Annotated in this window: 16 protein-coding genes; 8 read left to right on the top strand and 8 right to left on the bottom strand. The window is 73.5% G+C overall.

Going from position 1 to position 23,945, the window contains the following annotated elements:
• Positions 1-27: 27 nt before the first annotated feature.
• The 3 genes from ABZ621_RS34755 to ABZ621_RS34745 all read left to right on the top strand — a co-directional run bounded on the left by ABZ621_RS34755 (position 28) and on the right by ABZ621_RS34745 (position 2,829).
• Positions 28-882: a ComF family protein gene (locus ABZ621_RS34755; RefSeq protein ID WP_360610741.1), complete on the top strand. Its 855-nt coding sequence runs from the start codon at positions 28-30 to the stop codon at positions 880-882.
• A gap of 294 nt (positions 883-1,176) precedes the next feature.
• Positions 1,177-1,863 carry a ribosome-associated translation inhibitor RaiA gene (raiA, locus tag ABZ621_RS34750; protein ID WP_360610739.1) on the top strand — a complete coding sequence of 229 codons (687 nt, stop codon included), beginning with the start codon at positions 1,177-1,179 and terminating at the stop codon, positions 1,861-1,863.
• A 201-nt stretch (positions 1,864-2,064) separates the two neighbouring features.
• Complete coding sequence (locus tag ABZ621_RS34745; RefSeq protein ID WP_360610737.1) at positions 2,065-2,829, top strand: response regulator transcription factor; 765 nt, start codon at positions 2,065-2,067, stop codon at positions 2,827-2,829.
• 23 nt (positions 2,830-2,852) lie between these two features.
• On the opposite strand, the gene ABZ621_RS34740 is transcribed toward ABZ621_RS34745, so the two are convergent.
• Both ABZ621_RS34740 and ABZ621_RS34735 read right to left on the bottom strand, forming a co-directional pair.
• Positions 2,853-4,067, bottom strand: coding sequence for a crosslink repair DNA glycosylase YcaQ family protein (locus tag ABZ621_RS34740; RefSeq protein ID WP_360610735.1), 1,215 nt, complete (start codon positions 4,065-4,067; stop codon positions 2,853-2,855).
• Positions 4,068-4,076: 9 nt separating this feature from the next.
• The gene (locus ABZ621_RS34735; protein ID WP_360610733.1) at positions 4,077-4,715 is read right to left on the bottom strand and encodes a GNAT family N-acetyltransferase; all 639 of its coding nucleotides are present in this window, start codon (positions 4,713-4,715) and stop codon (positions 4,077-4,079) included.
• Between the two features lie 238 nt (positions 4,716-4,953).
• Between ABZ621_RS34735 and secA the strand changes: the two genes are divergently transcribed.
• Complete coding sequence (gene secA, locus ABZ621_RS34730; protein ID WP_360610731.1) at positions 4,954-7,782, top strand: preprotein translocase subunit SecA; 2,829 nt, start codon at positions 4,954-4,956, stop codon at positions 7,780-7,782.
• A 53-nt stretch (positions 7,783-7,835) separates the two neighbouring features.
• On the opposite strand, the gene ABZ621_RS34725 is transcribed toward secA, so the two are convergent.
• A complete protein-coding gene (locus ABZ621_RS34725; RefSeq protein WP_360610730.1) occupies positions 7,836-8,510 on the bottom strand; it encodes an Rv3235 family protein in 675 nt (224 codons plus the stop codon).
• Positions 8,511-8,727: 217 nt separating this feature from the next.
• Here ABZ621_RS34725 and ABZ621_RS34720 point away from each other — a divergent pair, with 217 nt between their 5' ends.
• Positions 8,728-9,234: a hypothetical protein gene (locus ABZ621_RS34720; RefSeq protein WP_189945836.1), complete on the top strand. Its 507-nt coding sequence runs from the start codon at positions 8,728-8,730 to the stop codon at positions 9,232-9,234.
• A gap of 24 nt (positions 9,235-9,258) precedes the next feature.
• Entirely contained in the window at positions 9,259-9,921 is a 663-nt protein-coding gene (locus ABZ621_RS34715; RefSeq protein WP_360610728.1) for an HAD hydrolase-like protein, read from the top strand.
• 63 nt (positions 9,922-9,984) lie between these two features.
• On the opposite strand, the gene ABZ621_RS34710 is transcribed toward ABZ621_RS34715, so the two are convergent.
• On the bottom strand, positions 9,985-10,539 hold the full coding sequence (locus ABZ621_RS34710) for a DJ-1/PfpI family protein (protein WP_031008360.1): 555 nt from the start codon (positions 10,537-10,539) through the stop codon (positions 9,985-9,987).
• A 420-nt stretch (positions 10,540-10,959) separates the two neighbouring features.
• Between ABZ621_RS34710 and ABZ621_RS34705 the strand changes: the two genes are divergently transcribed.
• Positions 10,960-15,921, top strand: coding sequence for an NAD-glutamate dehydrogenase (locus ABZ621_RS34705; RefSeq protein WP_360610725.1), 4,962 nt, complete (start codon positions 10,960-10,962; stop codon positions 15,919-15,921).
• Between the two features lie 70 nt (positions 15,922-15,991).
• On the opposite strand, the gene ABZ621_RS34700 is transcribed toward ABZ621_RS34705, so the two are convergent.
• From ABZ621_RS34700 to ABZ621_RS34690, 3 genes are all read right to left on the bottom strand, one after another.
• Positions 15,992-17,320, bottom strand: coding sequence for a glycosyltransferase 87 family protein (locus ABZ621_RS34700; protein WP_360610723.1), 1,329 nt, complete (start codon positions 17,318-17,320; stop codon positions 15,992-15,994).
• 25 nt (positions 17,321-17,345) lie between these two features.
• Positions 17,346-18,038, bottom strand: coding sequence for an ABC transporter ATP-binding protein (locus tag ABZ621_RS34695; protein ID WP_360610746.1), 693 nt, complete (start codon positions 18,036-18,038; stop codon positions 17,346-17,348).
• A 100-nt stretch (positions 18,039-18,138) separates the two neighbouring features.
• The gene (locus tag ABZ621_RS34690) at positions 18,139-19,062 is read right to left on the bottom strand and encodes an ABC transporter permease (protein WP_360610721.1); all 924 of its coding nucleotides are present in this window, start codon (positions 19,060-19,062) and stop codon (positions 18,139-18,141) included.
• Positions 19,063-19,200: 138 nt separating this feature from the next.
• On the opposite strand from ABZ621_RS34690, the gene ABZ621_RS34685 reads away from it, so the two are divergent.
• Positions 19,201-19,821: a TetR/AcrR family transcriptional regulator gene (locus tag ABZ621_RS34685; RefSeq protein ID WP_360610719.1), complete on the top strand. Its 621-nt coding sequence runs from the start codon at positions 19,201-19,203 to the stop codon at positions 19,819-19,821.
• Between the two features lie 194 nt (positions 19,822-20,015).
• Here ABZ621_RS34685 and ABZ621_RS34680 read toward each other — a convergent pair whose 3' ends face one another.
• Complete coding sequence (locus ABZ621_RS34680; protein ID WP_360610717.1) at positions 20,016-23,384, bottom strand: FHA domain-containing protein; 3,369 nt, start codon at positions 23,382-23,384, stop codon at positions 20,016-20,018.
• Between the last annotated feature and the right edge of the window lie 561 nt (positions 23,385-23,945).

The raw sequence follows: 23,945 nt of genomic DNA, 5'->3' as shown, positions 1-23,945 counted from the left end.
CTCGCCCCTTCCCGCCACAGTGGAGCCATGCGGGGCTGGTGGCGCGAGATCTCCGGACTGGTGCTGCCGGGCACCTGTGAAGGCTGCGGGGCCGCTCGGACGGCCCTGTGCGCGGCGTGCGCGGGAGAGCTGGCGGGGGTCGGGGCGGGGGAGGGGGGAGGGGGTGGGAGGGTGCGCCCCCTGCCGGAGCCCGAGGGGCTGCCCCTGGTGCACGCCGCCGTGCCGTACGAGGGCGCGGTGCGGGCGCTTCTGATCGCGCACAAGGAGCGGGGGGCGCTGGGGCTCGCGGGGCCGCTGGGCGGGGCGCTCGCGCGGGCCGTGGAGGGGGCTGTGGGGGCCGTGGGCGGCGTCGGGGGCCGTCCGCTGCTCCTGGTGCCGGTGCCGTCCTCGCGGGGCTCGGTGCGGGCGCGGGGCCACGATCCGACGCGGCGGGTGGCGCTGGCGGCCGCGGCGCGGCTGCGGCGGGCCGGGCGGCCGGCGCGGGTGGTGCCGGTGCTGCGGCAGCGGCGGGCGGTGGCGGACCAGGCGGGGCTCGGGGCGCGCGGGCGCCGGGCGAACCTGGCGGGGGCGCTGGAGGTGGTGCCGGGCGGCGCGCGGCTGCTTGCGGCCGGGCGGGTGGTCCTGGTGGACGACGTGATGACCACCGGGGCGACGCTGGCGGAGGCGGCGCGTGCGCTCGGGGCGGGTGTCCGGGGTGGCGGCGCGGGCCCCGGAGTCGTACATCCCCCGTTCACCTCAACGGCGGCGGAAAGATCCGGAAGGGATTTCGCGCAGCATGAATTCGAACAGCGGGTGGCGGCTGTGATCGCATCATCTCCCGCTTCGTTCGAAATAAACCGGAACTCGCCAAGAACTTGGATCGTTGCAGGTGGTGAGAGGTGAAAGCCTCCGAATGGAGGTAAGTCGCGGCAGCGGGTGCCGACACCCGTCCGAAGGGGCTATGTTCGGTTGTGAGGGCGGGCGAAAGCCCGGTCCCCTCAACGTCTACATGGTTGCGCACAGGACAGGAGTTAAAGGCGAATTAACCTCCCGTCGACGGGGTGGCGATCTTGTCGGCTGGGGAGGAGGAGGTCGAAGTCGCCAAGTCCGAGCTCCGGTGAAACCGTCGGAGCTGGTGCAAAGGGAGATGCCCGCAGGCCTAGGAGCCGGGCGGGCGATCCGGGAACGGAGTTCTGCGTGGACATCGTCGTCAAGGGCCGCAAGACCGAGGTGCCCGAGCGGTTCCGCAAGCACGTGGCCGAGAAGCTGAAGCTGGAGAAGATCCAGAAGCTCGACGGCAAGGTGATCAGCCTCGACGTCGAGGTGTCCAAGGAGCCCAACCCGCGGCAGGCAGACCGGTCCGACCGCGTGGAGATCACCCTCCACTCCCGAGGCCCGGTCATCCGGGCGGAAGCGTCGGCCGGCGACCCGTACGCGGCCCTCGACCTGGCCAGCGACAAGCTGGAGGCCAGGCTCCGCAAGCAGCACGACAAGCGCTACACCCGCAGGGGCAACGGACGGTTGTCCGCGGCCGAGGTCGGTGACGTCGTACCCGGTGCGGCGCAGCTGAACGGGCAGGGAGAGCTCGTGGCCGACGAGGCCGCCGGTGAGGTGCCCACCACGATGATGGGTTCGATCGAGGTCCAGGGCGAAGGTCCGCTCGTGGTCCGCGAGAAGACGCACCGGGCCGCCGCGATGGGACTCGACCAGGCCCTGTACGAGATGGAGCTGGTCGGGCACGACTTCTATCTCTTCGTCGACGCCGAGACCAAGCAGCCGAGCGTCGTCTACCGGCGCCACGCCTACGACTACGGCGTCATCCACCTGGAGAACGACCCGCTCGCCGAGAACAGCGGCGGAGCGGGCGGTGCACTCGGCGGCTGACCCGTCGAACGGCTGATCGGCCGACTGTTTCGGTGCCCCTGGAGCGCCCCTCGCGCCCCCAGGGGCACCCCTGTGCGCCCCTGAGGACACCCCGGGACCGCCCGGGCATGAAATCATGTCGTGCACGCCAACCGGTGCTTCCTGGGCATGGGTTGGAGGACCGGAAACGAATTCAGGCCACGGCCTTCAGGGGGAGGAACGATGGCAGACAGCTTCGGCCCGGTGCTCGGCGGGCACGAGCGCGGTGCGCTCGCCCATGAGGGTGTGCCGGAAGGATCGGATTCGGCCGCCGACGTCTATCGCGGGGAGCCGATCCGGGTCCTCGTCGTGGACGATCACGCACTGTTCCGGCGGGGCCTGGAGATCGTCCTCGCGCAGGAGGAGGACATCCAGGTCGTCGGCGAGGCGGGTGACGGGGCGGAGGCGGTCGACAAGGCGGCGGACCTGCTGCCGGACATCGTCCTGATGGACGTGCGGATGCCCCGGCGCGGCGGCATCGAGGCGTGCACCTCCATCAAGGAGGTCGCCCCCAGCGCGAAGATCATCATGTTGACGATCAGCGACGAGGAGGCGGACCTGTACGACGCGATCAAGGCGGGCGCGACGGGTTACCTGCTCAAGGAGATCTCCACCGACGAGGTCGCGACCGCGATCCGTGCCGTCGCCGACGGGCAGTCCCAGATCAGCCCGTCGATGGCCTCGAAGCTCCTCACCGAGTTCAAGTCGATGATCCAGCGCACCGACGAGCGCCGGCTGGTTCCGGCGCCCCGGCTCACCGACCGTGAGCTGGAGGTCCTGAAGCTGGTCGCGACCGGGATGAACAACCGGGACATCGCCAAGGAGCTGTTCATCTCCGAGAACACGGTGAAGAACCACGTGCGGAACATCCTGGAGAAGCTCCAGCTCCACTCCCGCATGGAGGCCGTGGTGTACGCGATGCGGGAGAAGATCCTGGAGATCCGGTGAGGTGACGCCCGGGTGTCCGGGGCCTAGGCGTTCAGGGCCTTGACCAGGGGCGGGGTCAGCTCCGGCGGGTCCAGGCGCTCGACGCGTACCGTGTCGCAGCCGACCCAGCCGGCGGCCTCGCGGAGGGCCTGGGCGACCGGTTCCACGGCCTTGGGGCCCTCCAGGGACACCTGCTTGGCGACGAGGGTGCGGCCCTCGCGGGCGGGGTCCACGCGGCCGACGAGGCGGCCGCCGGCGAGGACCGGCATCGCGAAGTAGCCGTGCACCCGCTTCGGCTTCGGCACGTAGGCCTCCAGGCGGTGGGTGAAGCCGAAGATCCGCTCGGTGCGCGCCCGCTCCCAGATCAGGGAGTCGAAGGGGGAGAGGAGCGTCGTGCGGTGCCGGCCGCGCGGCGGGGCGGCGAGGGCCGCCGGGTCCGCCCAGGCCGGCTTCCCCCAGCCCTCCACCTCGACCGGCACCAGACCGGAGTCCGCGACCACGGCGTCGAACTGCTCGGCCTTCAGCCGGTGGTAGTCGGCGATGTCCGCGCGCGTGCCGACGCCCAGGGCCTCGCCCGCCTGCCGCACGAGCCGCCGTACGCACTCGGTGTCGTCGAGGTCGTCGTGGCGCAGCGGTTCGGGGATCGCCCGCTCCGCGAGGTCGTACACGCGCTTCCAGCCGCGCCGCTCGGTGACGACGACGTCGCCGTACATCAGCGCCCGCTCGACGGCGATCTTGGTGTCGGACCAGTCCCACCACTCGCCCTTGTTCTTGGCGCCGCCGAGCTCGGTCGCGGTCTGCGGGCCCTCGGACCGCAGCTGGTCGACGACCTTGGCGTAGGCGCCCTCGGGCAGCTCGTGGTACCACTGCGGCCGGGCGCGGTAGGCGCGGCGGCGGAAGGCGAAGAGCGGCCACTCCTCGACGGGCAGGACGCAGGCGGCGTGCGACCAGTACTCGAAGGCGTGGCCGTCGGACCAGTACGCCTCCTCGACCGTGGTCCGGCCGACGGCGCCGAGGCGGGCGTACGGGATGAGCTCGTGGGAGCGGGCGAGGACCGAGATGGTGTCCAGCTGGACCTGGCCGAGGTGACGGAGTACGCCGCGGACGCCGGCCTTGCGGTCGGGGGCGCCGAGGAAGCCCTGGGCGCGCAGGACGATCCTGCGCGCCTCGGTGGCGGAGAGGGCGGCGGTGGGCTTCGGAGCGGGCTTCGGAGAGGTCGGCGGGGCGGTCTTCGGCACGGTCTTCGGCGCGGTCGTCATGGGGAAACCCTAGGCCCCGGGACCGACAGTGCCGGAGGCCTTCGGGGTGGTCGGGCGGGGGGCCACGGCGGGCGGTGCCTCGCGGGGCGGCAGGTACGGGAGGGGGCTGGGCAGGCCGAAGTCGGAGGGGAGCAGGGCGCCGGTCCAGGCGTCCCTGAGGGTGCCGTTGTGGAGGAGGCCGGCGCGCTGGACGCCCTCCGGGGCGAAGCCGACGCGCTCGGCGACCGCGCGGGAGGCGGTGTTGCCGACCTCGGCGCGCCAGAGGAGGCGGACGCAGCCGAGGCCGGTGAAGGCCCAGTGGGCGACGGTCCGCACGACCTCGGTCATGTAGCCGTGGCCGCGGTGGCCGGGGGCGAGCCAGAAGCCGACCTCCCAGACGCCGTTGCCGCGGTTGTGGAGGCCGACGGAGGCGAAGAGCGGGCCGCCCTCCAGCGGCTCGACGGCGAAGGCGTAGTCGGAGTCGTCGCGCCAGCCGTCGGGGACGAGCCGGGTGAGGAAGAAGGTGGCGGCGTCTCGGGGGTACGGGTCCGGGACGGTCGTCCAGCGGCGGATGGCGGGGTCCTGGCAGTGGGTGTACACGATGTCCTCGTCCTCGGGGACGAAGCAGCGCAGCCGGAGACGGTCGCTGGTGAGCGTGATGGGATCCATGCCCGGATTGTGAGGACCGGGCGGGGCGGAAGCGAACACTTTTCGGAAGGCGCGGCACCTTCCGACCACCTTGTGCGTTCTCTTTGCGGGCGGACGTGCGGCGGCGGCCCTGCGGGCCTCCCTCCGCGAGGGTGGTCTCGCTTACGATGGCCGTTGCGGTGGGGACCACCTGCCGTGCCCGCGCTCGTGTCCGTACAAGACCCAGTGCCAGGCCCGACCGGCAAGGAGACCAGCCTCAGTGTCCGTCTTCAACAAGCTCATGCGTGCAGGCGAAGGCAAGATCCTGCGCAAACTGCACCGCATCGCGGACCAGGTCAACTCCATCGAAGAGGACTTCGTCAACCTCTCCGACGCCGACCTGCGGGCCCTCACGGAGGAGTACAAGCAGCGGTACGCCGACGGCGAGAGCCTCGACGACCTGCTTCCGGAGGCGTTCGCCACCGTGCGTGAGGCGGCCAAGCGCGTGCTCGGCCAGCGTCACTACGACGTCCAGATCATGGGCGGTGCCGCGCTGCACCTCGGCTACGTCGCCGAGATGAAGACCGGTGAGGGCAAGACCCTCGTCGGCACGCTCCCGGCGTACCTCAACGCGCTCTCCGGCAAGGGCGTGCACCTGATCACGGTCAACGACTACCTGGCCGAGCGCGACTCCGAGATGATGGGCCGGGTCCACAAGTTCCTGGGTCTCCAGGTCGGCTGCATCCTCGCCAACATGACCCCGGCGCAGCGCCGCGAGCAGTACGCCTGCGACATCACGTACGGCACGAACAACGAGTTCGGCTTCGACTACCTGCGCGACAACATGGCGTGGTCGAAGGACGAGCTCGTGCAGCGCGGCCACAACTACGCGTGCGTCGACGAGGTCGACTCGATCCTGGTCGACGAGGCCCGTACGCCGCTGATCATCTCCGGCCCCGCCGACCAGGCCACCAAGTGGTACGGCGACTTCGCGAAGCTCGTCACCCGGCTCACCAAGGGCGAGCCCGGCAACCCGCTGAAGGGCATCGAGGAGACCGGCGACTACGAGGTCGACGAGAAGAAGCGCACGGTCGCCATCCACGAGGCCGGTGTCGCCAAGGTCGAGGACTGGCTCGGCATCGACAACCTCTACGAGTCGGTGAACACCCCGCTCGTCGGCTACCTGAACAACGCCATCAAGGCGAAGGAACTGTTCAAGAAGGACAAGGACTACGTCGTCATCGACGGCGAGGTCATGATCGTCGACGAGCACACCGGCCGTATCCTCGCCGGCCGCCGCTACAACGAGGGCATGCACCAGGCCATCGAGGCCAAGGAGGGCGTGCAGATCAAGGACGAGAACCAGACGCTCGCCACGATCACCCTCCAGAACTTCTTCCGCCTCTACGACAAGCTCTCCGGCATGACCGGTACGGCCATGACCGAGGCGGCCGAGTTCCACCAGATCTACAAGCTCGGCGTCGTCCCGATCCCGACGAACCGGCCGATGCAGCGCAAGGACCAGTCCGACCTGATCTACCGGACCGAGGTCGCCAAGTTCGCCGCCGTCGTCGACGACATCGTCGAGAAGCACGAGAAGGGCCAGCCGGTCCTCGTCGGCACCACCTCGGTCGAGAAGTCCGAGTACCTCTCGCAGCAGCTGTCCAAGCGCGGTGTGCCGCACGAGGTGCTGAACGCCAAGCACCACGAGCGCGAGGCCAGCATCGTCGCCCAGGCCGGCCGCCGGGGCGCGGTCACCGTCGCCACGAACATGGCCGGCCGTGGTACCGACATCAAGCTGGGCGGCAACCCGGACGACCTGGCCGAGGCGGAGCTGCGGCAGGCGGGTCTGGACCCGGTCGAGCACGTCGAGGAGTGGGCCGCGGCCCTGCCGGGCGCCCTGGAGCGCGCCGAGAAGGCCGTGAAGGCGGAGTTCGAGGAGGTCAAGGAGCTCGGCGGGCTCTACGTCTTGGGCACCGAGCGCCACGAGTCGCGGCGTATCGACAACCAGCTGCGCGGTCGTTCCGGCCGTCAGGGCGACCCGGGCGAGTCCCGCTTCTACCTGTCGCTGGGCGACGACCTGATGCGGCTGTTCAAGGCGCAGATGGTCGAGCGCGTGATGGCGATGGCCAACGTGCCGGACGACGTGCCGATCGAGAACAAGATGGTCACCCGGGCGATCGCCTCCGCGCAGTCGCAGGTCGAGACGCAGAACTTCGAGACGCGCAAGAACGTCCTGAAGTACGACGAGGTGCTGAACCGCCAGCGCGAGGTCATCTACGGCGAGCGCCGGCGCGTCCTGGAGGGCGAGGACCTGCACGAGCAGATCCGCCACTTCATGGACGACACCATCGACGACTACATCCGCCAGGAGACCGCCGAGGGCTTCGCGGAGGAGTGGGACCTGGACCGGCTGTGGGGCGCGTTCAAGCAGCTCTACCCGGTGAAGGTGACGGTCGAGGAGCTGGAGGACGCGGCGGGCGACCGCGCGGGCATCACCGCGGAGTTCATCGCCGAGTCCATCAAGGACGACATCCACGCCCAGTACGAGGCGCGCGAGACGCAGCTCGGCTCGGAGATCATGCGCGAGCTGGAGCGCCGGGTCGTGCTGTCGGTCCTGGACCGCAAGTGGCGCGAGCACCTCTACGAGATGGACTACCTCCAGGAGGGCATCGGCCTGCGGGCGATGGCGCAGAAGGACCCGCTGGTCGAGTACCAGCGCGAGGGCTTCGACATGTTCACCGCCATGATGGAGGGCATCAAGGAGGAGTCCGTCGGCTACCTGTTCAACCTGGAGGTCCAGGTCGAGCAGCAGGTCGAGGAGGTTCCGGTGCAGGCGGGCGCGCCGTCCCTGGACAAGGGCGAGGCCCCCGCCGCGGCAGCGGCTCGTGGCACCGGGGCGGGTGGCCGTCCGGAGATCCGCGCCAAGGGCCTGGACGCCCCGCAGCGGCCGGACCGGCTGCACTTCTCGGCGCCGTCGGTGGACGGTGACGGGGGTGTCGTCGAGGGCGACTTCGCGTCGGACGGCGAGGACGCCGGTGACGGGCTGACGCGGGCGGAGCGCCGCAAGGCGCAGAAGAGCGCGGGCGGGCGTCGCCGCAAGAAGTGACCCGCCGAGTGTGAGTGAAGGGCCCTGCCGGATCCGTCCGGCGGGGCCCTTCGTCATGGCTGGGCGCCGCCGACGAGCCGGCCGAGGCCGTCGAGTTCGACGGCGGCGCACCGCCAGCGGTGGTCGTCGCCGCGTTCCAGACGGAAGGCGAGGGCGCGGACGCGGTGGCCGGCGGCGAGGGAGGCGAAGACCTCCAGGACGGCGTCCCCGGAGTGCGGCTGCGCGGCGCACCGCCGCAGCACGGGCCGGGCCCCGAGCCCGCGCGCCACGGTCCTCGGCGCGAGCCGCACCAGCTGCTCGTACGCCTCCCCGACGGTCAGCCCCAGCATCGAGTGCACGGGCCGCTCCCCGCTGAGCACGGCGACGAGGCGCTCGGCGAACGCCGTGTGCACGGGGAGGGCGCGGCGGTCGGCCCCGATGGCCCGGCGGGGCCGCCCGCCGGGGCCGCCCTGCCCGGGCACGGTGGGGCGCGAGGGGCCGCCGGGGCCGCCGGCGCGGTGGGGGGCGGTGCGCGGGGCGGCGGTCCGGCGGGCGTCGGCCGGGGCCGTGGCGTGGCCGTGGAGGCCGGCCGGGAGCCCACGGGGCTCGGGGACGGCGGTGCGCTGGTGCGGGGCGCGCGCGGGGGCTGCGGGGGCTGCGGGGGTCCGCCTGGAGGGTTCGGCGGGGGTGGTCGGGCGCGGGGTGTCCGCGGGGGTGTCCGCGGGGGTGGTGGTCGTGGTGTGGCGCATGGGATCCCTTCGGAGGGTGACCGGGTGGTACCGGTCGGTAACTTTCCGTGGGGATCTTGTACGGGGTGGGCGGCGGGGGCCGCAAGGGGCGTGCGGGCCGGGACGGACACGCAGGGTGATTCGCCTATCAGGGTGATGCCGGCCTCCGGGTGGACATCCCGGGGTGGTGGGGGCGGACGTATCCTGAGGGCGTTTCCGACTACGAAAGCGGCCAGCCATGCGCGTGTACGTTCCTCTGACCCTTCCCGGTCTCGCACAGGCGCACAAGGCGGGCGAGGTGGGGCCCGGGCCGCTGACCGCCTACGCGGTGACCCCGGCGCTGCGCGAGTGGTACGTCTCGGACGACATCGAGGAGCTGGAGTACGCGGCGCTCAGCCGCGCCGCCGCCGCCTCGCTGCGGCTCGTCGCGGGCGACCCCGAGGCGCCGCGCCGCCGGGTGGTCGTGGCCGTCGACGTCGCCGACAAGGACGCCGTCGTGGACCCGGACCGGGGGCTCGACGCCGGCGCGATCGGCGAGGTGCGGATCGCCGGGCCCGTGGTCCTCGCGAAGGCCGCCGCCGTGCACGCCGACGCCGACGACGCCGAGGCGGACGTGACCGCCGCGGCCGCCGCGCTCGGCGCCGCCGACCAGGGCGACGACGACGCCCAGTTCGTCGTGGACGGGGCCGAGGACCACGAGCTCCTCTGGTTCGGGATCCAGGAGATCCCCTCCCTCCTCGGCTGAGGCCACGGGCTGTACCGTCGCCCCATGGGGAAGCACCACTCGGGGAAGCATCTGGTCTGGGACTGGAACGGCACCCTGCTCGACGACATCGCCGCCGTCATCGGCGCCACCAACGCGGCCTTCGCGGAGCTCGGCCTCGAACCGATCACGCTGGAGCGGTACCGCGAGCTGTACACCGTCCCGGTGCCGAGGTTCTACGAGCGGCTGATGGGCCGGCTGCCCACCGACGCCGAGTGGACCCTGATGGACGGCACCTTCCACCGCCACTACTGGGAGCGCGCGGAGGGCTGCGGGCTGACCTCGGGCGCCGCCGAGCTGCTCGCGGCCCGGCAGGCCGCCGGCGCCACCCAGTCGCTGCTCTCGCTCGCCCCGCACGCCGACCTGCTGCCGCTGGTGCGGCGGTACGGGATCGCGGAGCGGTTCGTCCGGGTCGACGGGCGCCCCGACAGCTCCACGGACGGGAAGTCCGGGCACATGGTGCGCCACCTCCAGGCGCTGGCCGTCCCCGCCGAGCGGATCGTCGTCATCGGTGACGCCGCGGACGACGCGGTGGCCGCGGCGCACGTGGGGGCGCGGGCGGTGCTCTACACCGGCGGGTCGCACAGCCGGGCGTCGCTGGAGCGGGTCGGCGTGCCGGTGGTCGACTCCCTGGAGGAGGCGGTCGCCGTCGCGGAGGAGCTGGCCTGAGCCGTGTGCGGGGCGGCCCGTGCCGTGTGCGGGGCGGCCCGTGCCGGGCCGCCCCGCCGGGCCTCAGCCCTTCGCGCGCAGCACCTTCAGGAACTCGCGCATCCACGTCGGGTGGTCCGGCCAGGCCCGCGAGGAGACGAGCAGGCCGTCGACGACCGCCGCCGAGTCCTGGAAGTCGGCGCCCGCCGCCTGCATGTCCAGCTCCAGGGCCGGGTACGCGGTGACCCTGCGGCCCTCCAGGCCGCCGACCGCCGCCGTGAGCAGCGGGCCGTGGCAGATCTGCGCCACCGGCTTGTCCGCGTCGAAGAAGGACTTCAGGATCTTGCGGAGCTCCGGGTCGTTGCGCAGGTACTCCGGGGCGCGGCCGCCCGGGATCACCACGGCCACGTAGTCGCCCGGGTCGACCTCCGAGAAGGCGAGGTCGGCGGGCCAGGTGTAGCCGGGCTTCTCGGTGTACGTGTCGTAGCCGGGTTCGAAGTCGTGGACCACGAACCGGAGCTGCTTGCGCGCCGGAGCCGCGATGTCGACCTCGTACCCTTCTTCGAGCAGACGCTGGTACGGGTACAACACCTCCAGCGACTCCGCCGCGTCACCCGTCACGATCAAGATCTTGGCCATGGCTCTCCCGGTCTCAGGGACGGTCGGTCCTCGTCGTGCACGCGTCCACGCTGCACCGTTCCGCGCGATCCGCCAAGAGTGCATGTGTCGCTGTCCAGAACGTCAAACTTCCACCCCCGCTTTTGTACACATACGGCTCATGACGGGGCCCGGGGCTTGAGCGATAGGCTTTTCCCGTGATCAGCGCGATACGCCGCGGGGGCAGTGCGGCCCCCGGCTGCCGCCCGGTCCGCTCACGCGGCCGGGCCGCCCGTGCGTTCGCCGATCCCCTCCGTCCGGAATCGCCGCTCACCGTGGCCGGTTTCCATCCGGGCATCTCCCATCCGGGCGTAACGTCGACTTCGATCGGAATCACCGCGTCGAGGCGTTCTGCCCTACCCACCGACGTCACGCAATGGCGCGCGACAGGAGTCAGAGGACATGCAGACCAAGCTGGACGAAGCAAAGGCCGAGCTGCTCGAGAGGGCCGCCCGCGTAGCTGAGCACAGCCCGGTCGGGGGGCGACTTCCGACGGGCCCGGAGGGCGAGCGCCCGGACCGGGACACCATGCTCGACTATCTCCAGCGCTACTACCTGCACACCGCCCCCGAGGACCTCTCCGACCGCGATCCGGACGACGTCTTCGGTGCCGCGCTCTCCCACTACAAGCTGGCGGAGAACCGGCCCCAGGGCACCGCGAACGTCCGCGTGCACACCCCGACGGTCGAGGAGAACGGCTGGACCAGCAGCCACTCCGTCGTCGAGGTCGTCACCGACGACATGCCCTTCCTCGTCGACTCCGTCACCAACGAGCTGTCCCGCCAGGGCCGCGGCATCCACGTCGTGATCCACCCGCAGGTCCTCGTCCGCCGTGACATCACCGGCAAGCTCATCGAGGTCCTGTCGGCCCAGATCCACGGCGAGCTGCCGCACGACGCGCTCGCCGAGTCCTGGATCCACGTCGAGATCGACCGCGAGACCGACAAGGCCGACCTCAAGCAGATCACCACCGACCTGCTCCGGGTCCTCTCCGACGTCCGCGAGACCGTCGAGGACTGGGAGAAGATGCGCGACGCCGCGCTGCGCATCGCCGACGGCCTCGCCGACGAGCCCACCGCCTCCGACCTGCGGCCCACCGAGGTCGAGGAGGCCCAGGAGCTGCTGCGCTGGCTCTCCGACGACCACTTCACCTTCCTCGGCTACCGCGAGTACGAGCTCGTCGACGGCGACGCGCTCGCCGCCGTCCCCGGCACCGGCCTCGGCATCCTGCGCTCCGACCCGCACCACACCGACGGCGAGTCCGGCCACCACGCCCACCCGGTCTCCCCGTCCTTCAGCCGGCTGCCCGCCGACGCCCGCGCCAAGGCCCGCGAGCACAAGCTGCTCATCCTGACGAAGGCCAACAGCCGCGCGACCGTGCACCGCCCCTCGTACCTCGACTACGTCGGCGTGAAGAAGTTCGACGCCGACGGCAACGTCATCGGCGAGCGCCGCTTCCTCGGCCTCTTCTCGTCCGCCGCGTACACCGAGTCCGTGCGCCGCGTGCCCGTCGTCAAGCGCAAGGTCCAGGAGGTGCTGGCCGGCGCCGGTTTCTCCCCGAACAGCCACGACGGCCGCGACCTGCTCCAGATCCTGGAGACCTACCCGCGCGACGAGCTGTTCCAGACCCCGGTCGACCAGCTCCAGTCCATCGTCACCAGCGTCCTGTACCTCCAGGAGCGGCGCCGGCTGCGGCTCTACCTGCGCCAGGACGAGTACGGCCGCTACTACTCGGCCCTCGTCTACCTGCCGCGCGACCGCTACACCACCCGCGTCCGGCTGCGGATCATCGACATCCTCAAGGAGGAGCTGAACGGCACCTCCGTCGACTTCACCGCCTGGAACACGGAGTCGATCCTCTCCCGCCTCCACTTCGTCATCCGGGTCGAGCCCGGTACGGTCCTCACCGCCCTCACCGACGCCGACGTGGACCGCATCGAGGCCCGGCTCGTCGAGGCCGCCCGCTCCTGGTCCGACGGCTTCGGCGAGGCCCTGAACGCCGAGTTCGGCGAGGAGCGCGCCGCCGAGCTGCTGCGCCGCTACGGCAACGCCTTCTCCGAGGGCTACAAGGCCGACCACTCGCCGCGCGCCGCCGTCGCCGACCTGGTCCGCCTGGAGGCTCTCAAGGCCAGCGGCAAGGACTTCGCGCTCTCCCTGTACGAGCCCGTCGCCGCCGGCCCCGGCGAGCGCCGCTTCAAGATCTACAAGACCGGCGACCAGGTCTCCCTCTCCGCGGTCCTGCCGGTCCTCAACCGCCTCGGCGTCGAGGTCACCGACGAGCGTCCGTACGAGCTCCGCTGCGCCGACCGCACCCACGCCTGGATCTACGACTTCGGCCTGCGGATGCCCGCGCCCACCGGCAACGGCGGCGACTACGTCGGCGACGACGCCCGCGAGCGCTTCCAGGAGGCCTTCGCCGCCACCTGGACCGGCGAGGCCGAGAACGACAACTTCAACTCCCTCGTCCTCTCCGCCGGGCTCACCTGGCGCGAGGCGATGGTGCTGCGCGCCTACGCCAAGTACCTCCGGCAGGCGAGCTCGCCGTTCAGCCAGGACTACATGGAGGACACCCTCCGCAACAACGTCCACACCACCCGGCTGCTCGTCTCCCTCTTCGAGGCCCGGATGGCCCCGGAGCGCCAGCGCGCCGGCACCGAGCTCATCGACGGCATCCTGGAGGAGCTCGACGGCGCCCTCGACCAGGTCGCGAGCCTGGACGAGGACCGGATCCTGCGGTCCTTCCTCACCGTCATCAAGGCGACGCTGCGGACCAACTTCTTCCAGAAGTCCTCGGACGGCCGGCCCCACTCCTACGTGTCGATGAAGTTCGACCCGCAGGCCATCCCCGACCTGCCGGCGCCGCGCCCCGCCTTCGAGATCTGGGTCTACTCGCCGCGCGTCGAGGGCGTCCACCTGCGCTTCGGCAAGGTCGCCCGAGGCGGTCTGCGCTGGTCCGACCGCCGCGAGGACTTCCGCACCGAGATCCTCGGCCTGGTCAAGGCGCAGATGGTGAAGAACACCGTCATCGTGCCCGTCGGCGCCAAGGGCGGCTTCGTCGCCAAGCAGCTCCCGGACCCGTCCGTGGACCGCGACGCCTGGCTGGCCGAGGGCATCGCCTCGTACAAGACCTTCATCTCGGCGCTGCTCGACATCACCGACAACCTGGTCGCCGGCGAGGTCGTGCCCCCGCTCGACGTCGTCCGCCACGACGAGGACGACACCTACCTCGTCGTCGCCGCCGACAAGGGCACCGCCACCTTCTCCGACATCGCCAACGGCGTCGCGGAGGAGTACGGCTTCTGGCTCGGCGACGCCTTCGCCTCCGGCGGTTCCGCCGGCTACGACCACAAGGGCATGGGCATCACCGCCCGCGGCGCCTGGGAGTCCGTCAAGCGGCACTTCCGCGAGCTGGGCCACGACACCCAGACCGAGGACTTCACCGTCGTCGGCGTCGGCGACATGTCCGGCGACGTCTTCGGCAACGGCATGCTGCTCTCCGAGCACATCCGCCTGGTCGCCGCCTTCGACCACCGCCACATCTTCGTCGACCCGAACCCGGACGCGGCCACCTCGTACGCCGAGCGCCGCCGCCTCTTCGAGCTGCCCCGCTCCTCCTGGGCCGACTACGACGCCTCGCTGCTCTCCGCGGGCGGCGGCATCCACCCCCGTACCGCGAAGTCCATCCCGGTCAACGCCCACATGCGGGCCGCGCTCGGCATCGAGGACGGCGTCACCAAGCTCACCCCGGCCGAGCTGATGAAGGCGATCCTCCAGTCGCCCGTCGACCTGCTGTGGAACGGCGGCATCGGCACGTACGTGAAGTCGGGCGCCGAGTCCAACGCCGACGTCGGCGACAAGGCCAACGACGCCATCCGCGTCGACGGCCAGGACGTCCGCGCCAAGGTCGTCGGCGAGGGCGGCAACCTCGGCGCCACCCAGCTCGGCCGCATCGAGTTCGCCCGCGTCGGCGGCCCCGAGCGCACCGGCGGCAAGATCAACACCGACGCCATCGACAACAGCGCCGGCGTCGACACCTCCGACCACGAGGTCAACATCAAGATCCTGCTCAACGGGCTCGTCGCCGAGGGCGACATGACCGTCAAGCAGCGCAACAAGATCCTCGCCGAGATGACCGACGAGGTCGGCCGGCTCGTCCTGCGCAACAACTACGCGCAGAACACCGCCCTGGCCAACGCCGTCGCCCAGTCGCCGTCCCTGCTCCACGCCCACCAGCGCTTCATGCGCCGCCTGGGCCGCGACGGGGCGCTCGACCGCTCGCTGGAGTTCCTGCCCAACGACCGGCAGATCCGCGAGCTCCTCAACACCGAGAAGGGCCTCAGCCAGCCCGAGCTCGCCGTCCTCCTCGCCTACACCAAGATCACGGTGGCGGACGAGCTGATCGGCACCGGGCTGCCCGACGACCCGTACCTGGCCGGCCTGCTCCACGCCTACTTCCCGACGCTGCTGCGCGAGAAGTTCGGCGAGGCCGTCGACAACCACGCGCTGCGCCGCGAGATCATCACCACCGTCCTGGTCAACGACACCGTCAACACCGGCGGCTCGACCTTCCTGCACCGCCTCCGCGAGGAGACCGGCGCGTCCCTGGAGGAGATCGTCCGCGCCCAGACCGCGGCCCGGGCCATCTTCCGGCTCGGCGAGGTCTGGGACGCCGTCGAGGCCCTCGACAACACGGTCCCGGCCGAGATCCAGACCCGGATGCGGCTGCACTCCCGCCGGCTCGTCGAGCGCGGCACCCGCTGGCTGCTCAACAACCGGCCGCAGCCGCTCGCGATCGGCGAGACCATCGCGTTCTTCGCCGACCGCGTCGAGCGTGTCTGGCAGCAGCTGCCGCAGCTGCTGCGCGGCTCGGACGCCGAGTGGTACCAGTCGATCCTCGACGAGCTGACCGGCTTCGGCGTCCCGGAGGAGCTGGCCGTGCGCGTCGCGGGCTTCTCGTCCGCCTTCCCGACGCTCGACATCGTCGCCGTCGCCGACCGCATGGAGAAGGACCCGCTGGCCGTCGCCGAGGTCTACTACGACCTGGCCGACCGCCTGCGGATCACCGACCTGATGGACCGGATCATCGAGCTGCCGCGGGCCGACCGCTGGCAGTCCATGGCCCGCGCCTCCATCCGCGAGGACCTCTTCGCCGCCCACGCGGCGCTCACCTCCGACGTCCTGGCCGCCGGGAACGGCACCTCGACGCCCGAGGAGCGCTTCAAGGCGTGGGAGGAGAACAACGCGCCGATCCTGGGCCGGGCCCGGACGACCCTGGAGGAGATCCAGGGCTCGGACACCTTCGACCTGGCGAACCTCTCGGTGGCCATGCGCACCATGCGGACGCTGCTGCGGGCGCACAGCTGACGCCCGCCGGCGCCCGCTGACGCCTGAGGTGGGAAGGCCCCGTCGGACATCCGTCCGGCGGGGCCTTCCGCTATTCCCGTACGGGGGTGACCGTGGCCCGCCACAGGCGGTGGGCGGCGACGGCGGCGGCCGCGAGGAGCAGGCCGTTGCGGAGGACCATCACGGACAGGCCCAGTGGCGTGCCGCTGACGACCTCGGCGTACAGGACGGGGTACGCGAGGGAGCTGAGGGCCGCCGCGGGGAGCAGCAGCAGCGCCACCGGGCGCATCACGGTCCGCCGGGACGTCAGGCAGACGGCGGCGAGGCCGAGCAGCCAGACCAGGTACTGGGGGCTGATCACGCGGCTCGTGACGGTGAGGAGCAGGACGGCGGCGAGGGCCGCGTCGAGCGGGGTCGCCTCGTTCCAGCGGGTGGCGCGCAGCCGCCACAGGACGAGCCAGAGGACGGCGGCGACGGTCAGCAGGAGGAAGAGGTGGCCGAGGGTGGAGACGTACGGGCCGACGTACTCGTAGGCGCCGTAGCGGACCTCCGCCGTCCCCGGCCAGAGCCCCGTCGCGCGGCCGAGGGCGAGCGCGGTGCCGCCCAGGGACTCCACCTGGATGCCCCGGGCGCCCTGACCGCGCAGGAAGCCCAGCGACTCGGAGAAGAAGAGCGCGAGGACCGCGAGGAGGGTGGCGGCGGTGACGGCGGCGGCCGTCCAGGCCTCACGGGTGGTACGCCCCCGGGGCGTGCCGATCAGCGCGAGCGCCGGCCACACCTTGACCAGCGCCCCAAGCCCGGCGAGCGCGCCGCCGAGCCGGTGCCCGCCCGGGGAGCGGCCCTTGAGCAGGAGGAGGGAGAGGACGGCGAGGGCGGTGGCCTGGACGTCGTACCGGGCCAGCGGCAGGTGGAGGAGGAGCGGCAGGCCGCACACCCAGTACCAGGCGCCGTGGGTGAGCCGTGAGCGGTCGGCGACGGCCAGGCCGAGGGTGACGGCGGCGTCGGCGAGCAGGGTCAGGACGACGAACGCCTGCGTGTAGCCGAGCCAGGGCGTCAGCAGGCCCGGCGCCATGACCACGAGGCCGGCGCCGGGCGGGTACTGCCAGGTCGGGTCGCCGGGCGGGAAGGTGCCGTCGGCGAAGAAGCCGTACCAGTGGCGGTAGAGGAGCCGTACCTCGTTGCCGACCCCGCCGACGCCGAGGCTGTCGCTCACGAGCAGCGCCAGCATGCCGACGCGCGTGACCAGCCAGACGACGGCGAGCGCGAGGGCGGGGCCGCGGCCGACGGTGACGAAGGTGGCGGAGGTGAAGGAGTCCGACTCGAAGGGGGAGCGGGTGAGGGAGGGGGGCGCGGGGGCGGAGCCGGGGGTGAGGGCGGAGGTGGGGGCTCGGGGGTGATCGTGGTGATCGGGCGTCGTCACGCTCCGACGATAGGTCTGGTATGCGTCATATGCCTTGTTCGTTCGGCTTGGTGGCGCCCGTCCTGGTGAACTCCTCGTACGCCGCCACCACCTCCTCCGCCGGCCCGTCCATCCGCAGCGTTCCCGCCTCCAGCCAGAGGGCGCGGTCGCAGGTCTCGCGGATGGTGGCGTGGGAGTGGGCGACGAGGAAGACCGTGCCGGCGGCGGCCCGCAGTTCCTCGATCCGGCGCCGGCTGCGGCTCCGGAAGCGGGCGTCGCCGGTGGCGAGGGCCTCGTCGATGAGGAGCACGTCGGGGCTCCGGGCGGCCGCGGAGATCGCGAAGCGGAGGCGGGCGGCCATGCCGGAGGAGTAGGTGCGCAGGGGGCGGGGGAGCGGGTCGTCGTGCCGGGGGTCGCGGAGCCCGGAGAAGTCGACGATCTCGTCGTAGCGGGCCTCGGCCTCCCGTCGGCCCATGCCCAGGGCGAGGCTGCCGAGGATGACGTTCCGCTCGCCGGAGAGGTCGTTCACGAGGGCCGCGTCGACGCCGAGGAGGGCGGGGCGGCCCTGGGTGTGGATCGTGCCGCTCTCGACCGGCTGGAGGCCGGCGATCGCCTTCAGGAGGGTGGACTTCCCCGATCCGTTCGAACCGATCAGGCCAATCGCCTCGCCGCGCCGGGCGACGAGGTCGACGCCCTTGACGGCGTGCACCCGGCGGCGGCCGGTCGGGCCGGCCGGCACGGTGTACGCGACGTGGACGCGGTCGACGACGACGGTGGGGGGTGCCTGCGGTGGGGTGTGTGGGGCGCCTGGGCCTGGGGTGCCTGGGGTGCCTGGGGTGTCAGCCACGGCCGTACGTCTCCTCCGCCTTCCAGAACCAGACGAAGCCGCCGGCGAAGGCGAGCACCGCCCAGCCGGTGGCCAGCGCCCAGACGTGCGGGGGCAGGTGCGCCGAGGTGAAGCTCTCGACGAGGGCGTAGCGGACGAGGTCGATGTAGACGGCCGCCGGATTGCACTGGAGGGCGAGGACCACTCCGTCGGGGAAGCGGCCGCTCTCCGCGAGGGAGGTGATCGACCACATCACGCCGGAGCCGTACATCCAGGTGCGCAGCACGAAGGGCAGCAGCTGGCTGATGTCCGGGGTGCGGGCGGCGAGGCGGGCGAGCGCGAGGGAGGCGCCGGTGGAGAAGAGCGCCTGGAGCGCGACGGCGGGCACCGCGAGCAGCCAGTTCCAGGTCGGGAACTCGCCGAAGCAGAGCAGGATCACGACGAGCGCGGCGAGGGAGAGGAGCAGTTGCTGGAGCTGGAGGAGGGCGAGGGAGAGCGGCAGGCTCGCGCGCGGGAAGTGCAGGGCGCGGACCAGGCCGAGATTGCCGCTGATGGCGCGGGAGCCGGCGGTGAGGGTGTTGGCGGTGAAGGTCCAGACGAAGACGCCGGTGAGGAGGAAGGGGACGTAGTCCGGGATGCCGTGCTGGACGTTCATCAGGACGCCGAAGATCAGGTAGTAGACGGCGGCGTTGAGCAGCGGGGTCATCAGCTGCCAGAGCTGGCCGAGCCTGGCCTGGCTGTACTGGGCGGTCAGCCGGGCGGTGGCGAAGGCGGCGATGAAGTCGCGGCGTGACCAGAGCTGCCGGACGTAGTCGGGGAGGGGCGGGCGGGCGCCGCTGACGGAGAGGCCGTGGCGGCGGGCGAGGGCCCGGAGGTCTTCGGCGGGCGGGTGTTCCTTCAGGGTCGGGGTGGTCGGCGGCGGCAGTGTCTGGGTCACGCGGGGCGCCTTTCGCCGGGGAGGGGTGGAGGCTGACGTCGGGACGGGTTCGTATCGTCGCTACGGGGAGGTTAGGCCGCTCGCGCGTCGGAACGCAACCGTATCGTCGTGACGTCACCGTTGGTTAGGATGCCGTTCATGAGCACCCCCACGCCCCGCAGGGCGCCCGCCGGAGCCGCCGTGCTCCGCGAGGACGTCACCGAGGCCATCCGGACCGCCGTCTTCGAGGAACTCGCCGCCGTCGGCTTCGCCCGGATGTCCATCGAGGGCATCGCGCGGCGCGCGGGCGTCGGGAAGACCGCGGTCTACCGGCGCTGGAAGTCGAAGCTGGAACTCGTCCTCGACCTGGTCGGGGCGGTCGCCGCGCAGGGGCTGCCGGCGCCCGCGACCGGCTCTCTGGAGGGAGACGTACGCGCCCTCCTCACCGTCGCGGCGCACGCGCTGCGCCACCCGATCGCCTCGCAGGTCGTGCCCGAGCTGCTCGTCGAGGCGGCGCGGCAGCCGGAGATCGCCGCGGCGGTGCGGGGGGCGCTGCTCGACGGACAGGAGGGGGTCGTCGCGCAGATCGTCCGCGAGGCCGTCGCCCGCGGCGAGCTCCCCGAGGGCACCGACCCCGCCCGTGCGCTCGACCTCATCGTCGGCCCGCTGTACTGGCGGCTCGTCGTCGTCCGCACGGACCTCCCGAAGGGGTACGTCGACGACCTCACCCACGCGGCCCTGGCGGGGCTGCGGACGCTGGGGGGCGGGACGGGGCGGTGACGGGGCGGTCGGGCTCTTGACGGGCGGGGGCTGAGGGGCGGGGGCGGGGCGGGGCGGTTCGGCTGCGGGTGTTGTGGGTGCGGCTGGCGGCGGGCTGCGGCTGCGGGCCGGTGGGGCGGGCGGGGTGCGCTGCGCGGGGCCTTCACCCACCCCGCCCTTCCCGAAACCGGGGGCGAGCCCCCCGGGCCGGGCGGTCAGGCGTGGGTCAGTGGGGGCATGGGGGTGGCTTCCACCGAGCGGGCCGCGCGGTCCAGGGCGCTGGCCAGGAGGGCGAGGTCCGTGGGGCCGTTGCCGAGCTCGCGGACCGGGCGGCGGGTGGGCGGGTCGCCCATGCGCTCCCACTCCAGGGGGACGACCGTCGGGCGGAGCGTCGCCGTGCGCGGGATCCTGCCCGTGACGCGGCCCGCCTGGAACGGCGTCACGCGGCCGTCGGGGTGGCCGAGCCGGCCCCGGCCCGGTGCCGGGACGTCGGGGCCCGGCGTGCTCGGCGGGGCGTCCAGGACGACGCGGAGGCGGGCGCCGTGCGCCAGGTCCGTGTCGGCGGTCCGGTCCGGCCGGGCGGAGGTCGCGATCAGGTGCACGCCGAGCCGTTCGCCGTGCCGCGCGACCGCTTCGAGGGCCCGGACGACGGATCCGGCGGCCGGTCGCCCGGGTGCGCCGAGGGCGGGGGCGACGAGGGCGTCGTAATCGTCCACGAGCACGACGAGCCGGGGCAGCGGTATCCGGGGCGCGCCGGGGCGCGCCGCGGCCAGGTGGGCCTCCTCGCTCGCGGGGCGGGGCACGCGCGCGCCGGCCGGACCGGGCCGGCCCTCGTCCGTCCGCAGTGTCCGTCCGCTGGCCCGTTCGCCGAGGTCCGCCGCCCCCGACGACCGTCCGCCGAGTCGTCCGCTCGTCGGGGAGGAGAGGTCGCCCGCGCCCGGGTACGCCGCGCGGGGGGCACGGCTCAGGCGGTCGCCGGGGGTGTCGGGGAGGTCTTCCGCGGTGCGGGGGTACTGGTAGGGGGTGCGGGCACCGGGTGCGGTGTCGCCCACCGAGCCGGCGCCGGTGCGCAGGGTGCGGCCGCTGGGGCGGTCCGTGAGGTCGGCGGCGCCCCGGGCGGGGAGCTGCTCGGCGGCGCTCGGGGAGCGCTGGCCGATGAGGGTGCGGGTGCTGCGGAGGTCGGCGATGTCGCCGTCGCCGAGCAGTTCCGCGCGGCGCTTCAGCTCCGCGCCCAGCGCCTGGGCGAACTCCCGCATGCGGACCGGGTCCGAGGCCACCAGGTGCTCGGTGACGTGCGGCAGCTCCGTACAGGCCGTGAGGCCCTCGCCGCGTTCGCCGCCCGCGCCGTCCACCAGCAGGAGGCCGAGCCGGTCCGGGCGGCCGCCGGCCGCGAGGGAGGCGGCGACGGCGCGGAGGAGTTCCGTGCGGCCGCTGCCCACGGGGCCCTCGATGAGCAGGTGCGGGCCCTCCGCCGTGAGGTCGACGGCGAGCGGGCCGCGCGGGCCCGCGCCCAGGATCGCCGTGCCCTCGCCGGCCGACGCCCAGCGGGCCATGAGGGACGCCGGGGTGGCCCGGGCCAGGCCCAGTTCGTCCAGGAGGCGGGAGGAGAGCGGCAGGGCGGCCGTCCGGCCCGGGGCGGTCGCCGCCGCGTCCGTACGCAGGGGGGCCAGCGCGCGGCCGAACCGCTCCGCCCAGGCGACGGAGACCGCGTCCACGACACCGACCGTGCCGTGGCCCGCGACCCGCCCGCCGGAGGTCCGCAGCAGCCGCAGCGCCGTCGCCACGTCACCGCTGAGCAGCGCCGCCGCCCCGCACTCGCGGAAGGCGAGGGAGGCCGCGCACGCCGTCTCGTACGTCGCGGCGAGCGGCGACGCGGGGGAGGCCGAGGGCGCCTCGGCCAGGCAGACGAGGTGGATGCCGGCCGCCGCGCCCGCGCTCGCGAGCCGGGCCACCGTCTCGCGCAGCGCCGCCGTGCCCGGGTCGCCGTCGACGACCACGACCGTCGCCGGACCCGTGTGCGCCGCCGCGGCCTCCGCGACCGCCGCCCGGTCCGCGCTGGCCCAGCCCGGTCCGAGCGGGCCGTCGTCGAGCCGGCGGGTCAGCTCGGCCGTACGGGCCTGCGCCTGCTCGCGGTCGTACGCGAGGAGCAGCCGGCAGTCCTGGCCGTGCGCCGGCCGCGTGTGCGGGAGCCAGCCGAGCCAGCCCCAGGCGCGCCGCCGCTCCTCCAGGGGGCGGTTGCGGTCCGCGCTGACGAGGACGATCTCCAGGTCGCCGGGGGAGTGCAGCGCGGCCAGCTGGGCCACCACGGCGCGGGCCAGGCCGGCGAGCCGGTCCGCCGGGCCCGCCAGGCCCAGGGAGCCGGCCTCGCGCAGGTCCACGGTGACGGGCACCCCGGACAGCTCCGCGCGGTCGGCGGTGCCGAGCCGGACGGTCAGGGCCTCGGGGTGGTCCGGTGTCCGCTCCCACAGCCGGGGGCCGGGGCCGAGCGCCGTGAGCAGCACGGCCGCCGGATCGGGCCAGGTGTCGGGCGCGGCGGTCTCGCCGGGGGCCTCGGAAGGCCAGGGGGACTCGGCGGCCGCCGGGGACGGCCCGGCGCCGGTCGCCGGGTCGGCCTCGCGGCCGCCGGCGAACCGGCGCGCCCACGCGCCGAGCCCGCGCCGGCCGGTCCTGCGGGTGGCCGGTCCCGCCGGGTCGGTGTCGTCGGGGAAGGCCATGCGCACGTGCACGTGCGCGTGCGTCGCGCCGCCGTCGCCGCCCTCGGGCTCCCGCGCCCGCGTGGGACCGGCGTCCGGCCGGCCGCCGCCGGGGGCGGGGGCGGCCGGCGGCGTGCCGGGCGTCCCGGGGATGCGGCCCGCCCACGGGTGCGTGCCGTCGCCGCCGGTGCCGTCCTCGGCGGGCGCGGGCGCGGGCGCGGGTGCCAGGGGCACGCGCAGGTGGCCCTCGCCGTCGGGGGAGGTGGGGAGGGGGCCGGGGTCCGCCGCGGCGTCGTGCGGGGCGGTGAGGCGGAGGGTGGACTCGCCGAGGCGGAGCAGGGCGCCGGGGCGCAGCCGGACGGGGCGGTCGCCGACGGGGGCGCCGTCGAGGGTCGTGCCGTTGGTGGAGCCGAGGTCGGCGACGGTGATCCGGCCGTCGCCCGCGACGGTCACCGTGCAGTGCGCGCGGGACACGTCCGGGTCGTCCAGCGGCACGTCCGCCTCGACGGAGCGGCCGATCCTGATCGGCCCGCCGTGCAGCAGGTGCACCCCGCCCGCGTCGGGGCCCGCGACCACGTGCAGCCGGGCGGCGGGGCCGGCGGTGGCGAGGTCGGTCCGGTCGTCCGGGTCGGGGGCCTGGAGGGCGAGGACCGCGCCGTCCACCAGGGGCGGCTCGCCCAGCACGCAGCGGCGGGCGTCCAGGCGCTCCGCGCCCGCGTACAGCACCGGCGTGCCGGTGCCGCCGGCCGTGTCGGGGCCGGTGACGGCGGCGGCGAGGTTCGAGGCCACGGCGGACAGCGCCGTGCCCGCGGGGGCCGTGACGAGCACGTCGCAGGCGCGCCCGGCGCCGTGGCCGGCGTGCGGCGCGAGGACGGTCAGCCGGATCTGCATCGCCGTCAGCGGTCCCTTCTGCGCGACATGCCCGGCAGGGGACCGCCCCGTTCACCCCCCACCCGGCACGGACGCGTCGCCCGGTACAGGTCGGCACGGCGCGGGGGCTCCCGACCCCACCGATGCGACGTGCTGGAGGCATCCTCGCACCTGCCGCCGACAACCTGCCGCCGGGTCACCCCGAAGTGATCTTGAACGGTCGTCCCCGGTCGTCCGGTGTGACGCGAAAACGCCAGGTCGACCGGGGGCGTGGGGCCGGTGTGGCAACCATCCGGGCCGGGGGAGCGTCTTCTTCCGGACAAGTTCGGACGCCACCCGGGCGGGTGTCCGCGCCGGGATCCGGGTGGGATTCGGGCGCGGGGCGCGGGCGGGGAAGGAAAGCCTTCGGCCATTCGGCGGGTCGGCCCCCGGGCCCTCCGCGACCGTCCGGCGGTTCGAACGCGTCAGCGGAAATCCGCCTGTGGACGACCGGCCGACGACCCGTTCGGCGGCACTAGAGTGGGTCGGACACCCGGACGGGTCACAAGAAGAGAAGCAAGAGGCCTCCGGGGCCCGGCTCGG

Origin of the sequence: Streptomyces sp. NPDC007863, from assembly GCF_040633895.1 — a bacterium.
GTDB lineage: Bacteria > Actinomycetota > Actinomycetes > Streptomycetales > Streptomycetaceae > Streptomyces.
The sequence above is the reverse complement of the archived record's forward strand: the minus strand, read 5'-3'. Positions and strand labels throughout refer to the sequence as shown.

Bases quoted from the DNA above. Each gene is read 5' to 3' on its own strand.
- ABZ621_RS34755 (WP_360610741.1), top strand. From the start codon at position 28: ATGCGGGGCTGGTGGCGCGAGATCTCCGGACTGGTGCTGCCGGGCACC.
- ABZ621_RS34745 (WP_360610737.1), top strand. From the start codon at position 2,065: ATGGCAGACAGCTTCGGCCCGGTGCTCGGCGGGCACGAGCGCGGTGCG.
- ABZ621_RS34740 (WP_360610735.1), bottom strand. From the start codon at position 4,067: ATGACGACCGCGCCGAAGACCGTGCCGAAGACCGCCCCGCCGACCTCT.
- ABZ621_RS34735 (WP_360610733.1), bottom strand. From the start codon at position 4,715: ATGGATCCCATCACGCTCACCAGCGACCGTCTCCGGCTGCGCTGCTTC.
- ABZ621_RS34725 (WP_360610730.1), bottom strand. From the start codon at position 8,510: ATGCGCCACACCACGACCACCACCCCCGCGGACACCCCCGCGGACACC.
- ABZ621_RS34720 (WP_189945836.1), top strand. From the start codon at position 8,728: ATGCGCGTGTACGTTCCTCTGACCCTTCCCGGTCTCGCACAGGCGCAC.
- ABZ621_RS34715 (WP_360610728.1), top strand. From the start codon at position 9,259: ATGGGGAAGCACCACTCGGGGAAGCATCTGGTCTGGGACTGGAACGGC.
- ABZ621_RS34710 (WP_031008360.1), bottom strand. From the start codon at position 10,539: ATGGCCAAGATCTTGATCGTGACGGGTGACGCGGCGGAGTCGCTGGAG.
- ABZ621_RS34705 (WP_360610725.1), top strand. From the start codon at position 10,960: ATGCAGACCAAGCTGGACGAAGCAAAGGCCGAGCTGCTCGAGAGGGCC.
- ABZ621_RS34685 (WP_360610719.1), top strand. From the start codon at position 19,201: ATGAGCACCCCCACGCCCCGCAGGGCGCCCGCCGGAGCCGCCGTGCTC.
- ABZ621_RS34680 (WP_360610717.1), bottom strand. From the start codon at position 23,384: ATGCAGATCCGGCTGACCGTCCTCGCGCCGCACGCCGGCCACGGCGCC.